Source organism: Rubrivivax sp. JA1026, assembly GCF_011065555.1.
In the GTDB taxonomy this organism is placed as follows: Bacteria; Pseudomonadota; Gammaproteobacteria; order Burkholderiales; family Burkholderiaceae_C; genus Rubrivivax; species Rubrivivax benzoatilyticus.
In genome coordinates this window covers 774,023-786,709 of sequence record NZ_JAALCQ010000001.1, presented here as the reverse complement: position 1 = coordinate 786,709, position 12,687 = coordinate 774,023, and the positions used below count along the sequence as shown (strand labels likewise).

Annotated in this window: 13 protein-coding genes; 1 reads left to right on the top strand and 12 read right to left on the bottom strand. The window is 71.3% G+C overall.

Annotated elements, in window-relative coordinates; translation table 11 throughout:
* Positions 1 to 20: 20 nt before the first annotated feature.
* Positions 21 to 845 (top strand): pyruvate, water dikinase regulatory protein, encoded by an 825-nt coding sequence (locus G5B56_RS03610; protein ID WP_164962337.1) that lies wholly within the window; start codon positions 21 to 23, stop codon positions 843 to 845.
* Between the two features lies 1 nt (position 846).
* Here the strand turns inward: G5B56_RS03610 and G5B56_RS03605 are convergent, their stop codons facing one another.
* From G5B56_RS03605 to uppS, 12 genes are read right to left on the bottom strand one after another with little or no spacing between them, the layout of a single operon-like run.
* On the bottom strand, positions 847 to 1,626 hold the full coding sequence (locus tag G5B56_RS03605) for an RNA methyltransferase (RefSeq protein WP_164962336.1): 780 nt from the start codon (positions 1,624 to 1,626) through the stop codon (positions 847 to 849).
* Positions 1,623 to 2,267 (bottom strand): ribonuclease HII, encoded by a 645-nt coding sequence (gene rnhB, locus G5B56_RS03600; protein WP_009858819.1) that lies wholly within the window; start codon positions 2,265 to 2,267, stop codon positions 1,623 to 1,625. The genes G5B56_RS03605 and rnhB overlap by 4 nt, the downstream gene beginning before the upstream one ends.
* The gene (gene lpxB, locus G5B56_RS03595; protein WP_164962335.1) at positions 2,233 to 3,369 is read right to left on the bottom strand and encodes a lipid-A-disaccharide synthase; all 1,137 of its coding nucleotides are present in this window, start codon (positions 3,367 to 3,369) and stop codon (positions 2,233 to 2,235) included. Before lpxB ends, rnhB begins: the two co-directional genes overlap by 35 nt.
* A gap of 5 nt (positions 3,370 to 3,374) precedes the next feature.
* Positions 3,375 to 4,163: an acyl-ACP--UDP-N-acetylglucosamine O-acyltransferase gene (gene lpxA / locus G5B56_RS03590; RefSeq protein ID WP_164962334.1), complete on the bottom strand. Its 789-nt coding sequence runs from the start codon at positions 4,161 to 4,163 to the stop codon at positions 3,375 to 3,377.
* A 7-nt stretch (positions 4,164 to 4,170) separates the two neighbouring features.
* Positions 4,171 to 4,611 carry a 3-hydroxyacyl-ACP dehydratase FabZ gene (gene fabZ, locus G5B56_RS03585; protein WP_029718335.1) on the bottom strand — a complete coding sequence of 147 codons (441 nt, stop codon included), beginning with the start codon at positions 4,609 to 4,611 and terminating at the stop codon, positions 4,171 to 4,173.
* 8 nt (positions 4,612 to 4,619) lie between these two features.
* Positions 4,620 to 5,645 carry a UDP-3-O-(3-hydroxymyristoyl)glucosamine N-acyltransferase gene (gene lpxD, locus G5B56_RS03580; protein ID WP_164962333.1) on the bottom strand — a complete coding sequence of 342 codons (1,026 nt, stop codon included), beginning with the start codon at positions 5,643 to 5,645 and terminating at the stop codon, positions 4,620 to 4,622.
* A 16-nt stretch (positions 5,646 to 5,661) separates the two neighbouring features.
* A complete protein-coding gene (locus G5B56_RS03575; protein WP_085977013.1) occupies positions 5,662 to 6,168 on the bottom strand; it encodes an OmpH family outer membrane protein in 507 nt (168 codons plus the stop codon).
* Positions 6,169 to 6,182: 14 nt separating this feature from the next.
* Positions 6,183 to 8,486: an outer membrane protein assembly factor BamA gene (gene bamA / locus G5B56_RS03570; protein WP_029718334.1), complete on the bottom strand. Its 2,304-nt coding sequence runs from the start codon at positions 8,484 to 8,486 to the stop codon at positions 6,183 to 6,185.
* A 5-nt stretch (positions 8,487 to 8,491) separates the two neighbouring features.
* Positions 8,492 to 9,862, bottom strand: coding sequence for an RIP metalloprotease RseP (gene rseP / locus G5B56_RS03565; RefSeq protein ID WP_164962332.1), 1,371 nt, complete (start codon positions 9,860 to 9,862; stop codon positions 8,492 to 8,494).
* A complete protein-coding gene (ispC, locus tag G5B56_RS03560; RefSeq protein ID WP_164962331.1) occupies positions 9,859 to 11,043 on the bottom strand; it encodes a 1-deoxy-D-xylulose-5-phosphate reductoisomerase in 1,185 nt (394 codons plus the stop codon). Before ispC ends, rseP begins: the two co-directional genes overlap by 4 nt.
* A 29-nt stretch (positions 11,044 to 11,072) precedes the next feature.
* The gene (locus G5B56_RS03555; protein ID WP_009858810.1) at positions 11,073 to 11,909 is read right to left on the bottom strand and encodes a phosphatidate cytidylyltransferase; all 837 of its coding nucleotides are present in this window, start codon (positions 11,907 to 11,909) and stop codon (positions 11,073 to 11,075) included.
* A 6-nt stretch (positions 11,910 to 11,915) separates the two neighbouring features.
* Positions 11,916 to 12,686, bottom strand: a complete 771-nt coding sequence (gene uppS / locus G5B56_RS03550) for a polyprenyl diphosphate synthase (RefSeq protein WP_009858809.1) — start codon at positions 12,684 to 12,686, stop codon at positions 11,916 to 11,918.
* Between the last annotated feature and the right edge of the window lies 1 nt (position 12,687).

Below are 12,687 nucleotides of genomic sequence, written 5' to 3'. Positions count from 1 at the left end.
CGGGCGCCCCAAGTGAACTCATGACCGAACGCAGCGTCTTCTTCGTCTCCGACGGCACCGGCATCACCGCCGAGACCTTCGGCAACTCCATCCTCAACCAGTTCCCGGTGAAGATGCGCCACGTGCGCCGGCCCTTCATCGACTCGCTCGAGAAGGCCGACGCCGTCGTCTCCGAGATCAACGAGGTCGCCGAGCGCGAAGGCCGCCGCCCGGTCGTGTTCATCACGCTGGTGGAGCCGCAGATCCGTGCGCGTGTCACCGGCCCGGGCGTCAACGGGATGGTGCTGGACATGTTCCGCACCTTCGTCGAGCCGCTGGAGGACGAGCTGGGCGTCAAGTCCAACCACCGCGTCGGCCGCTTCAACGACGCCAGCCAGAGCCAGGAGTACAACGACCGCATCGAGGCGATCAACTTCAGCCTCGCGCACGACGACGGCCAGAGCTCGCGCAACCTCGATCTGGCCGACGTGATCCTCGTCGGCGTCAGCCGCTGCGGCAAGACGCCGACCTCGCTGTACCTGGCGATGCAGCACGGCGTGAAGGCCGCCAACTACCCGCTGATCCCGGAAGACTTCGAGCGCGGCAAGCTGCCGTCGATGCTGGCGCCGCACCGCAAGAAGTGCTTCGGCCTGACGATCGAGCCGACGCGGCTGGCACAGATCCGCAACGAGCGACGCCCGGGCAGCCGCTACGCGGCGCTGGAGAACTGCCGCTACGAGGTCAACGAGGCCGAGACGATGATGCGCCGCGAGGGCATCCAGTGGCTGTCGTCGACGCACAAGTCGATCGAGGAGATCGCGACGACGATCCTGCGCGACATCCGCCCGGACCGCCTGATCTACTGACCTACCGAGGCCCGCGCGCCGCCGATTCGTACAGGCAGATCGCCGCCGCGGCGGCGACGTTCAGCGACTCCTCGCCGCCCGGCTGCGGGATGCGCACCGCCAGCGTGCAGCGCGACTGCAGCGCCGCCGAGACGCCCTGCCCTTCGTGCCCCAGCACCCAGGCGCAGCGTGGCGGCAGCGCCGCCTCGCGCAGCGTCGCGCCGGCGTGCGGCAGCGTCGCCACCAGCGGCACCGCCAGCGCATCGAGCGCCGCGTCGTCCAGCCCTTCGACGAGGTTCAGCGCGAAATGCGCGCCCATGCCGGCGCGCAGCACCTTGGGCGACCACAGCGAGGCCGTGCCCTTCAGCGCCAGCACCTGCGTGGCGCCCAGCGCCGCGGCGCTGCGCAGGATGCTGCCGACGTTGCCGGCGTCCTGCACGCGGTCGAGCACGACGCCGTGCGCGTCGGGCAGCACGGCGCCACCGGCCGGCGCGTCGATCAGGAAGCCGATCTTCGCCGGCGACTCCAGGCCGCTGGCCGCGGCGAACAGCGCGTCGTCGACGACGGCCACCGCCTGCGCCCAGCCGGCGAGATCGCGCAGCGCCCCACCCTGCTCCCAGGCGCTGGCGGCGACGAGCGCCTGCGCCGCCGGCCGCCCGCGCGCGCGCAGCGCGGCGCAGAGGTGGTCGCCTTCGAGCCAGACCTGGCCGACACGGCGGTAGGCGTTGCCGTCCTGCGCCAGCCGGCGCACGCGGGCCAGCAGCGGGTTGTCGCGCGAGGTGATGCTGCGCACGCTCGTCATGCCGTGCTCTTCTCGGCCGCCGCCAGCGCGGCACGCACCGGGGCGAAGCTGCGCCGGTGCTCGGGGCAGGCGCCCAGGCGGCGCAGGGCGTCCAGGTGCACCCGCGTCGGGTAGCCCTTGTGGCCGTCGAAGCCGTAGTCGGGCCAGCGCGCGTGCAGCTCGGCGCAGAGCCGGTCGCGGTGCACCTTGGCGACGATGGACGCGGCCGAGATCGCCGGCACCTTGGCGTCGCCACCGACCACGGCCTCGGCGGGGAAACGCAGCACCGGCAGCCGGTTGCCGTCGACCATCACACGCTTGGGCAGCAGGCGCAGCGTCTCGACGGCACGCTTCATCGCCAGCAGCCGGGCGTGCAGGATGTTCAGCGTGTCGATCTCCTCGACGCTGGCCAGCGCGATCGAGACGCACAGCGCACGCGCGTGGATCTCGTCGAACAGGCGTTCGCGCTGGCGCGCGCTCAGCGCCTTGGAGTCGGCCAGGCCGGCGATCGGCGCCTGGTCGTCGAGGATCACCGCGGCAGCGACCACCGGCCCGGCCAGCGGCCCACAGCCGGCTTCGTCCACGCCGGCCACCAGACCGGGCGGATGCCAGCCCAGGTCGAGCTGTTCAGGAGCGGCTTTCGAGAACTTGCGCGAGGGCATCGGTGGCACGGCGCGCGGTGTCGCGCTTGAGCAGATGGTGCAGTTCGACGAAACGCGCCTGCAAGGCGCGCGCACGCGGCGCGTCGTCGAGCCAGGCCAGCGTCTCGCGGGCCAGGGCCTCGGGCTCGCAGCGGTCCTGCAGCAGTTCGGGCACGACGAAATCGCGCGCCAGGATGTTGGGCAGGCCGACCCAGGGCAGATAACCCATGCGGCGCATCAGCTGCCACGACAGCCAGGCCATGCGGTAGCCGATGACCATCGGGCGCTTGAACAGCGCCGCCTCCAGCGTCGCCGTGCCGCTGGCGATCAGCGTCACGTCGCAGGCGGCCAGCACCTCGTGCGAGCGGCCGTCGAGCAGCTGGATCGGCGCGTCGCCGGCATGCGCCGCGACCAGCGGCTCGACCATCGCCCGCAGGCCCGGCGCGAGCGGCAGCAGGAAACGCAGCTCCGGCCGCTGGCGGTGCATCCGCGCGGCGGCCTGCAGAAAGGCCGGCGCGATGTGCTCGATCTCGCCGCGCCGGCTGCCCGGCAGCACCGCGACCACCGGCTCGGCCTCGCCCAGCCCCAGCGCCGCACGCGCGGCGGCGCGCGGCGGCTCGACCGGGATCGCGTCGGCCAGCGGGTGGCCGACGTAGGTCGCGGCGACGCCGTGGCGCTGCAGCAGCTCGGGCTCGAACGGGAACAGGCACAGCACGTGGTCGCAGCTGGCGGCCATCTTCTTCGCGCGGCCGCCGCGCCAGGCCCAGATCGACGGGCAGACGAAGTGCACCGACGGGATGCCGGCGGTCTTCAGCCGCTTTTCCAGCCCGAGGTTGAAGTCGGGCGCGTCGACGCCGACGAAAACCGCCGGCGGCTCGGCCAGCAGGCGGTCGCCGAGGCGGTCGCGGATGCCCTTGATCTCGCGGTAGTGGCGCAGCGCGTCGGCGTAGCCGTGCACGGCCAGCTTGTCGCTGGGCCACCAGGCCTCGAAGCCCTGCGCCGCCATCTTCGGGCCGCCGATGCCGGCGGCAGCCAGCGCCGGCCAGCGCTCGCGCAGCCCGCCCAGCAGCAATCCGGCGAGCAGGTCGCCGGAGGCTTCGCCCGCGACCATCGCCAGTCGCATGGGATTCAGCGCGCGATGCCCCGCGTCGACGCGGCGAGGAAGTCCAGCACCAGCGCGACGTCGGCATCGCCGCCGTCGACCTGGCCGGCGAGCGCGGCGATCGCCTCGCGCGCCTTCTCGAGCGTCAGCCCGTCGCGGTAGAGCAGACGGTGCATCTGCTTGACCTGGCCGATGCGTTCGCGCGAGAAGCCGCGTCGGCGCAGGCCCTCGACGTTGAAGCCGTGCACGCCCAGCGGGTTGCCGCTGACCATCATGAACGGCGGCACGTCCTGCGAGACATGGCTCTGGAAGCCGGTCATCGCGTGCGAGCCGACGTGGCAGAACTGGTGGATGCCGGTCAGGCCGCCGACGATGACCCAGTCGCCGACGTGCACGTGGCCGGCCAGCGTGGCGTTGTTGGCCAGGATGCAGCGGCTGCCCAGCTGCACGTCGTGCGCGATGTGCACGTAGGCCATGATCCAGTTGTCGTCGCCGATGCGCGTGACGCCGCCGTCCTGGGTCGTGCCGCGGTTGAAGTGGCAGAACTCGCGGATCGTGTTGCGGTCGCCGATGACGAGTTCGGTCGGCTCGCCGCGGTACTTCATGTCCTGCGGCGCGGTGCCGATCGCGGCATGGCCGTAGATCGTGTTGTCGCGGCCGATCGTCGTCGGGCCCTCGATGATGCAGTGCGGGCCGATCGAACTGCCGGCGGCGATGCGCACGCCGGCGCCGATGATCGTGTACGGGCCGACGCTGACCGACGCGTCGAGCTCGGCCTTCGGGTCGACGATGGCCGTCGGGTGGATCCGGGTCATCTCGGCCTCAGGCGACTTTGCGCATCGTGCACATCAGCTCGGCCTCGACGGCGGTCTCGCCGTCGACGCTGGCGCGCGTCTTGTACTTGTAGATGCCGCCCTTGGCGCGGTCGATCCAGGCCTCCAGCACGAGTTGGTCGCCCGGCTCGACGACCCGCTTGAAGCGCGCGCCGTCGATGCCGACGAAGTAGACGACGGTGTCGTCGCCGGGCTCGGTGCCCATCGACTCGAAGGACAGCAGCGCGGCGCTCTGCGCCAGGGCCTCGAGCATCATCACGCCGGGCATCACCGGGCGCGCCGGGAAGTGGCCCATGAAGAACGGCTCGTTGATCGTGACGTTCTTGATCGCCTTGATGCGCACGTTCTTCTCGAACTCGACGACGCGGTCGACGAGCAGGATCGGATAACGGTGCGGCAGCTTCTTCAGGATCTTGTGGATGTCCAGCACCGGCTCGCTCATGATGTCTTCTTCTCCAGCGCCCGCAGGCGCTCACGCAGGGAATGCAGGTTCTTCAGGGTCGCGGCGTTCTTCTCCCAGGACGCGTGGTCGTCGCAGGGGAAGACGCCGGTGTAGTGGCCGGGCTTGCGGATCGAGGCCGTGACCAGCGTCGCCGCGCTGATGTGCACGCCGTCGCAGATCTCCAGGTGGCCGACGATGTTGGCCGCGCCGCCGATCGTGCAGTGGCGGCCGATGCGCGTGCTGCCCGCCACGGCCGAGCAGCCCGCGAACGCGGTGTGGGCGCCGATGCGCACGTTGTGCGCGATCTGCACCAGGTTGTCGATCTTCACGCCGTCATCGAAGACGGTGTCGTCGAGCGCGCCGCGGTCGATGCAGGTGTTGGCGCCGATCTCGACGTCGTCACCCAGGCGCACCGCGCCGAGCTGCTCGATCTTGGTCCAGCGCCCGGCCTCCGGCGCGAAGCCGAAGCCGTCGGCGCCGATCACCGCGCCGCCGTGCACGATGCCGCGGGCGCCGATGCGGCAGCCGAAGGCGAGCATCGCCCGCGGCTTGAGCACCGTGCCCTCGCCGACGAAGGCGCCCTCGCCGACGTGGGCCTGGGCCGAGACGATGGCGCCGGCCTCGACGACCGCGCCGGCACCGACGAAGGCCAGCGCCCCGATCGAGGCACCTGGCGCGACGATCGCGCCCTCCTCGACGACGGCGCTCGGGTGGATGCCGGCGGCCGGCCGCTCGCGCAGCCGGGCGGCCCACCACTGGGACAGGCGCGCGTAGGCCAGGTAGGGGTCGGCGACGACGATCGCGGCGCCGCGCGCGGCAGCCGCCTCGCGCATCGCCGCCGACACGATCACGCAGCCGGCACGTGTCGTCGCCAGCTGGGCCTGGTAGCGGGGGTTGGACAGGAAGCTGACGGTGTCGGCCTCGGCACGCTCGAGCGTGCCGAGGCGGACGACCGTGTGTTCCGGGTCTCCGATCAGTTCGCCGCCGAGCAGCGCGGCCAGGTCGCCGATGCGCGCTTGCACGAGCGGCAGACCGTCTTCACTTGCCCGCGCCGGCCGGCGCGTTCAGGACCTTCAGCACCTTGTCGGTGATGTCCACGCGCGGACCCGCGAAGACGACCTCCTGCAGGATCAGGTCGTACTTCTCCTGGTCGAAGATCTGCTTGATGACGCGGTTGGCGCGTTCGACGACGCTGGCCAGTTCCTCGTTGCGGCGCTGGTTCAGGTCTTCCTGGAACTCGCGGCGCTTGCGCTGGAACTCGCGGTCCTGGTCGACGAGCTCGCGCTGGCGGCGGCTGCGCTCGCTCTCGCCGAGCGTCGGGCCGTCCTTCTCGAGCTTGTCGGCCGCGGCCTTGAGCCGGGCGGCCTGGTCGGACAGCTCGCGCTCGCGCTTGCTGAACTCGGTCTCGAGCTTGGCCTGCGCCGCCTTGGCGGGCGCCGCCTCGCGCAGCACACGCTCGCTGTTGACGTAGCCGATCTTCAGCTCCTGCGCGCCGGCCAGCGGCACCAGCGCCACGAGGGCGACGGCAGCAAGGAGGGATTTCATGGGCTGCACCTTCATCAGAACGAGGTCCCGATCTGGAATTGGAAACGTTGGATTTTATCGGTGCGCTCGACACGCAGCGGCACCGCGTAGCTCAACTGCAGCGGGCCGACCGGGGAGATCCAGCTCAGGCCCAGACCCGCGGACGCGCGCAGCGTGCCGAGGTCGACGGTCTCGCCATCGCGCCAGACGTTGCCCGCGTCACCGAAGGCGAAGATGCGCAGCGTCTTGTCGTTGCCCGTCCCCGGCACCGGGAAGTACAGCGAGGTGTTGAGGTTCAGGCGCTTGGAGCCGCCGATGTAGGCGCCGGTCGGGTCGACGACGCCCAGCGAGTTCTGCTCGAAGCCGCGCACCGTGCCGAGGCCGCCGCCGTAGAAGTTCTTGAAGATCGGGTACGGACGCCCGCCGATGCCCTCGCCCCAGCCGAGCTCGGCGTTGGCGCCCAGCGTCGTACGCCAGGGCATCGGCCAGAACTCCTGGTACTGCAGGTTGGTGCGCACGTAGCGCACGTCGCCGACCAGGCTCATCTCGGCGTTGACACGCGTGTAGCGCCCGCGCGAGGGCACCAGCGCGCTGTCGCGGCGGTCACGCTGCCAGCCCAGCGTCAGCGGCACCGAATAGCTGCTCTCGCCATAGGCGACGCGGTAGTTCAGGTAGGTCAGCGGAATGCCGGCCGAGGTGCCGATCTTGGTCGTCTCCGCGCCGATGCCGAAGAAGACCGTGTCGTACTCGGAGAACGGCACGCCGAAACGCACCGAAGCGCCCTGCGTCGCCAGGTCGTAGCTGTCGCCCAGGCTGTTGTAGGGGCGGGTCGTGCGGTAGTAGATGTCCAGCGCGCGCGAGATCCCGTCCTGGGTGAAGTACGGGTCGGTCGTGCTCAGCACCAGCGTGCGCTGCGACTTGCTGGTGTTGATCTGGAAGCCGAGGTAGTTGCCCGAGCCGAAGACGTTGTCCTGCTGGATCGACGCCGTCAGCGACAGCCGCTCGGCGTTGGAGTAGCCGGCACCCAGCATCAGGTTGCCGGTGGCTTTCTCCTCGACCTTGACCGTCAGGTCCACCTGGTCGGGCGCACCGGGCACCTCGGTGGTGTCGACGGCGACGTCGCTGAAGTAGCCCAGACGGTCGACACGGTCGCGCGACAGCTTGATGCGGTCGCCGTCGTACCACGACGACTCCAACTGGCGGAACTCGCGGCGGATGATCTCGTCGCGGGTGCGCGCGTTGCCGGCGACGTCGACGCGGCGCACGTAGACGCGGCGCTGCGGCTCGGCGCCGAGCACCAGCACGACCTGGCCCTTCTCGCGGTCGATCTCCGGCCGAGGCTCGACGCGCGCGAAGGCGTAGCCGTAGAGGCCGAAACGCTCGGTGATGCGGCGCGTGGTCTCGGCCACCGCGTCGCCGTTGTAGGGCGTGCCGGGCCGGATGCCGACCAGGGCGCGGAACTCGTCGTCCTTGCCGAGGTAGTCGCCCTCCAGCCGCACCGCGGTGACGGTGTAGGGCTGGCCTTCGCGGATCGAGATCGTGATCGCGATCGACTGCTTGTCCGGCGAGATCGTGACCTGGGTGGCGTCGACGTTGAACTCGAGGTAGCCGCGGTTGACGTACCAGGCCCGCAGCTTCTCGAGGTCGGCGTTGAGCTTGCTGCGCGAATAACGGTCGTTCTTCGTGTACCAGGTCAGCCAGCCGCCGGGGGTCAGGTCGAACAGGTCCAGCAGCGTGGACTCCTTGAACGCCCGGGCACCGACGATGCGGATGTCGGTGATCTTGGCCGCATCGCCCTCGTTCATCGTGAAGGTCACGTTGACGCGGTTGCGCTCCAGCGGCGTCACCGTGGTGACGACCTCGGCACCGTACAGGCTGCGCGTCAGGTACTGGCGCTTGATCTCCTGCTCGGCGCGGTCGATCAGGGCCTTGTCGAAGGGCAGGCCTTCGCCGATGCCGGAATCGCGCAGCGACTTGATCAGCGGCTCGGAGTCGAACTCCCTCAAGCCGACGAAGTTGACCGAGGCGACGATGGCCCGTTCGTCGACGACGACCACCAGGTCCTTGCCGTCGACCTCCAGGCGCACGTCGTTGAACAGGCCGGTGCCGAAGAGCGCACGCAGCGCGGCGGCACCCTTCTCGTCGTTGTAGGTGTCGCCGATGCGGAACGGCAGCGCGCCGAACACGGTGCCGGGGTCGGTGCGCTGCAGGCCCTCGATGCGGATGTCCTGCAGGACGAAGGGCGTGACGGCATGGGCGGCCGGCGTGGCCAGCACGGCCGCGCTGGCAAACAGGGCGCAGGCCACGCGCTGCGGAGTGGTCGGAATGACTGGGAGCATGGGGTTCAGTGCAGGCCCAGCAGCCGGGCCACGTCGTTGAAGAGGGCGAGCGACATCATCATCAGCAGCACCGCGATCCCGCCGCGCTGCAGCCTCGCCAGCCACAGTTCGGAGACAGGCCGTCCGGTGACGGCCTCGAAAATGTAATACATGAGGTGGCCGCCATCGAGCATCGGCAGCGGCAGCAGGTTCAGCACCCCGAGGCTGACGCTGACCAGCGCCAGGAAGCCGAGGTAGACCGCGGCGCCGCGCTGCACCGACTGGCCGGCGTAGTCGGCGATCGTCAGCGGGCCGCTGAGGTTCTTCAGCGAGGCGTCGCCGACCAGCATGTTGCCGATCATGCCGAGCGTCAGCGTCGACACCTCCCAGGTCCGCGCGGCACCCTCCTGCAGGCCGTCGAGCAGGCCGCGGCGCACGCGGACCGTCTCGGGCGCGGACCCGACGACGGTGTCGATGCGCCCGGCGGGGCCGTCGGCGGTCTGCACGACGCGCGGCACGACATCGAGCTCGCGCTCGGCGCCTCCGCGCTCGACGCGCCAGCGCATCGGCACGCCCTCGCCGTCGCGCACCGCCGCGCGCACGCGGCGCACGAGCGAGGTGGCGTCGGCCACCGGCTGACCGTCGACGAGCAGCACGCGGTCGCCCGCGCGCAGCCCGGCGGCCTCGCCCGGGCTTCCGGCGCGCACCTCGCCGATCAGCGCCTCGCTGAACGGCGCGCCGAAGCCCATCCGGCCGACGAACCGCGAGTCGACGTCGCGCGCCGAATAGGCCGACAGGTCCAGCCGCAGGCTGCGCATGCCGTGGCCGGCACGGTCGCTGACCTCGAGCTCGAGCGAGCGGCCCTGCATCGCGGCCTGCGTCACCTGCCAGCGCAGGTCGGTCATCGAGTCGACCTCGTCCCAGGACTGGCCGTCGCGCGACACGGCGCGCACCCAGTCGCCGGCACGCAGGCCGGCGGCCTCGACGGCGCTGCCCGCCGGCGGCGTGCCGAGCACGGCCTTGGGCTCCTCGATGCCGATCCAGTGCGCCGCGGCATACAGCAGCACCGCCAGCAGCAGGTTGGCGGCAGGCCCGGCGACGACGATGGCCGCGCGCCGCGACAGCGGCTGGCGGTTGAAGGCGCGGTGGAGCTCGTGACGCGCCACCGGCGCCTCGCGCTCGTCGAGCATCTTCACGTAGCCGCCCAGCGGCAGCGCGCAGACGACGAACTCGGTGCGGTCGGCACCGCGCACGCGGCTGAACAGCACGCGGCCGAAGCCGACCGAAAAACGCTGCACCTTGACGCCGCAGGCCACGGCGACACGGTAGTGCCCGTACTCGTGCACGACGATCAGCACGCCGAGCGTCAGCACGAAGCCGAGGACGGTCGCGATCACGCGGCCAGCGCCCCGATCAGCGTGCGCGCGGCGGCGCGGGCCTGCTCGTCGAGCGCGATCAGCTCGTCGATCGAGGCGATCGTGCCCAGCGCCGGCACCAGGCGCTCGACGGTGCCGGCGTTGACGGCGTGGATGTCGGTGAAGCCGATGCGGCGATCCAGGAAGGCCGCGACGGCCTCCTCGTTGGCGGCGTTCATCACCGCGGTGGCGCCCACCGGGCCGCGCAGCGTCTCCCAGGCCAGCGCCAGGCCGGGGAAGCGGCGCAGGTCGGGCTCCTCGAAGGTCAGCGCCTGCAGCTGCAGGAAGTCCAGGCGCGAGGCGCCGGACTCGATGCGCTCGGGGAACGCCAGGCCGTAGGCGATCGGCACGCGCATGTCGGGCGTGCCGAGCTGCGCCAGCACCGAGTTGTCGCGGCACACGACCATCGAGTGGATGATGCTCTGCGGGTGGATGACGACGCGCACCTGCTCGGGCTCCAGGCCGAACAGCCAGCGCGCCTCGATCACCTCGAGCGCCTTGTTCATCATCGTCGCCGAGTCGACCGAGATCTTGCGGCCCATGACCCAGTTCGGGTGGGCCACGGCCTGTTCGGGCGTGACGTCGCCGAGCGTCGCCGGGTCGCGGTGGCGGAACGGGCCGCCGCTGGCCGTCAGCACGATGTGGTCGATGCGCTGGCCCCAGACGCCGCGGTCCTCGGGCAGGCACTGGAAGATCGCCGAGTGTTCGCTGTCGATCGGCAGCAGCGTCGCGCCACCGTCCTCGACCGCCTTCATGAACAGCGCGCCGCCGACGACGAGCGCCTCCTTGTTGGCCAGCAGCAGCCGCTTGCCGGCACGCGCCGCGGCCATGCACGACGGCAGGCCGGCAGCGCCGACGATGGCCGCCATCACGCTGTCGACCTCGGGCTCGGCCACCAGTTCGCACAGCGCCTGGGCGCCGACGCGGACCTCGGTGCGCACGCCGCCGAGCAGCGCGCGCAGCGCCGCCGCCCGTTCCTCGGTCGGCACGACGGCCACGCGCGGATGGAACTGGCGGCACTGGGCCGCGAGTTCTTCCACGCGCTGGAAGGCGCTCAGGCCGTGGACCTGAAAACGCTCGGGATGGCGGGCCACGACGTCCAGCGTGCTGGTGCCGATGGAGCCGGTGGAGCCGAGGATGACCAGACGTTGGGGTGTGCTCACGATGCCTGACCCAGGAAACGAGAAATAGCTTAGACCCCGGCGAAGGCCAGGGCGATCGGGAAGACCGGCAGCAGCGCATCGACCCGGTCGAGCACGCCGCCATGGCCGGGCAGCAGCCGGCTGCTGTCCTTGGCGCCGGCGGCGCGCTTGACGAGCGACTCGACGAGATCGCCGACGACGCTCATCGCGACCAGCACCAGCAGCGCCGCGACGCCGACCGCCGGGCCCAGGGAGTCCGCCATGCGGGTGTAAAGACCCGGGCCGTCGAGACTCCAGCGGCCGTCGACGGCCATCCAGGCGACGGCCAGCAGCAGCACGCCGGCCAGGCCGCTCCAGACACCGGCCCAGCTCTTGCCCGGGCTGATCGACGGCGCGAGCTTGCGCCGGCCGAAGGCACGGCCGCCGAAGTAGGCGCAGATGTCGGCCGCCCACACCAGGCAGAACACCGAGAACATGAAGTTCAGGCCGACGGCACGCGCATGCGCGATCGCCAGCCAGGCGACCCAGAGCATCACCAGGCCCAGGCCCCAGCGGGCGAGCCGCGGCAGGCGCGGCCAGGCCGCCGGGCCACCGTGCAGCGCGACGACGCTGCCGGGCACCCACAGCGCCACGGCCAGCCACCAGACGCCGGACGGCGGCTGCTCGACCCAGCCAGCGGCCAGCGAGCCGGCGCAGGCCGCCGCGAGCAGCGCCCCCATCGCCACCGCGAGACCCTGCCCGGCCTGGTTCAGCCGCGCCCACTCCCAGCCGGCCGCAGCCAGCAGCACGAGCGTCAGCAGCGCGAACCAGACCGGCCCGGGGGCCGCCAGCGACGCGATGAGAACGAGAAGCAGGGCGACGGCCGTGATGACCCGCTGTCGCAGCATGGAACCTCAGGAGCTTTCGGACATCACCTGCGGCGCACGGATGCCGCCGAACCGGCGGTCACGCTGCGCGAAGGCGGCCAGCGCGGCGTCGATCTCGGCTTCGCCGAAATCGGGCCACAGGCACTCGGTGAAGAACAGCTCCGAGTACGCCGCCTGCCAGAGCAGGAAGTTGCTCATGCGCATCTCGCCGCCGGTGCGGATGAAGAGGTCCGGGTCGGGCGCGAAGGACAGCGCCATGTGCCGCGACAGATAGGACTCGTCGAAGTCCTCGGGCCGGATGCCGTCGGCCATCGCCTGACGGCAGGCCTGGACGACGTCCCAGCGGCCGCCGTAGTTGAAGGCCACCGACAGCGTGATGCGGTGGTTGTCGGCGGTCAGCGCCTCGGCGCGGTCCCAGGCCTCGCGCAGCTTGTCGGAGACCGCGGAGCGGTCACCGATGATGCGGATGCGCACCCCGTCGCCGGCCATCTTGGCCAGGTACTTGGACACGGCGACCAGCACCAGCCCCATCAGGCCCGAGACCTCGTCCGACGGCCGCTTCCAGTTCTCGGACGAGAACGCGAACACCGTGAGGTACTCGACGCCGCGCTCGGCAAAGACGTTGACCGCCCGCACCAGCGCGTCGACCCCCTGCTTGTGGCCGAAGAAACGCGGCATGTAGCGCTGGCGCGCCCAGCGGCCGTTGCCGTCCATCACGACGGCGACATGACGCGGAATCGCGCGATCGAGCGCCGTGCCGTCGGGCGCGAGGTTCTCGGTCAGCGGGAGATGGGTCATC

Coding starts and splice junctions, on each gene's coding strand:
- uppS (WP_009858809.1), bottom strand. CDS start 12,686: ATGACCCATCTCCCGCTGACCGAGAACCTCGCGCCCGACGGCACGGCG.
- G5B56_RS03575 (WP_085977013.1), bottom strand. CDS start 6,168: ATGAAATCCCTCCTTGCTGCCGTCGCCCTCGTGGCGCTGGTGCCGCTG.
- lpxB (WP_164962335.1), bottom strand. CDS start 3,369: ATGCGACTGGCGATGGTCGCGGGCGAAGCCTCCGGCGACCTGCTCGCC.
- G5B56_RS03605 (WP_164962336.1), bottom strand. CDS start 1,626: ATGACGAGCGTGCGCAGCATCACCTCGCGCGACAACCCGCTGCTGGCC.
- G5B56_RS03555 (WP_009858810.1), bottom strand. CDS start 11,909: ATGCTGCGACAGCGGGTCATCACGGCCGTCGCCCTGCTTCTCGTTCTC.
- rnhB (WP_009858819.1), bottom strand. CDS start 2,267: ATGCCCTCGCGCAAGTTCTCGAAAGCCGCTCCTGAACAGCTCGACCTG.
- bamA (WP_029718334.1), bottom strand. CDS start 8,486: ATGCTCCCAGTCATTCCGACCACTCCGCAGCGCGTGGCCTGCGCCCTG.
- lpxA (WP_164962334.1), bottom strand. CDS start 4,163: ATGACCCGGATCCACCCGACGGCCATCGTCGACCCGAAGGCCGAGCTC.
- G5B56_RS03610 (WP_164962337.1), top strand. CDS start 21: ATGACCGAACGCAGCGTCTTCTTCGTCTCCGACGGCACCGGCATCACC.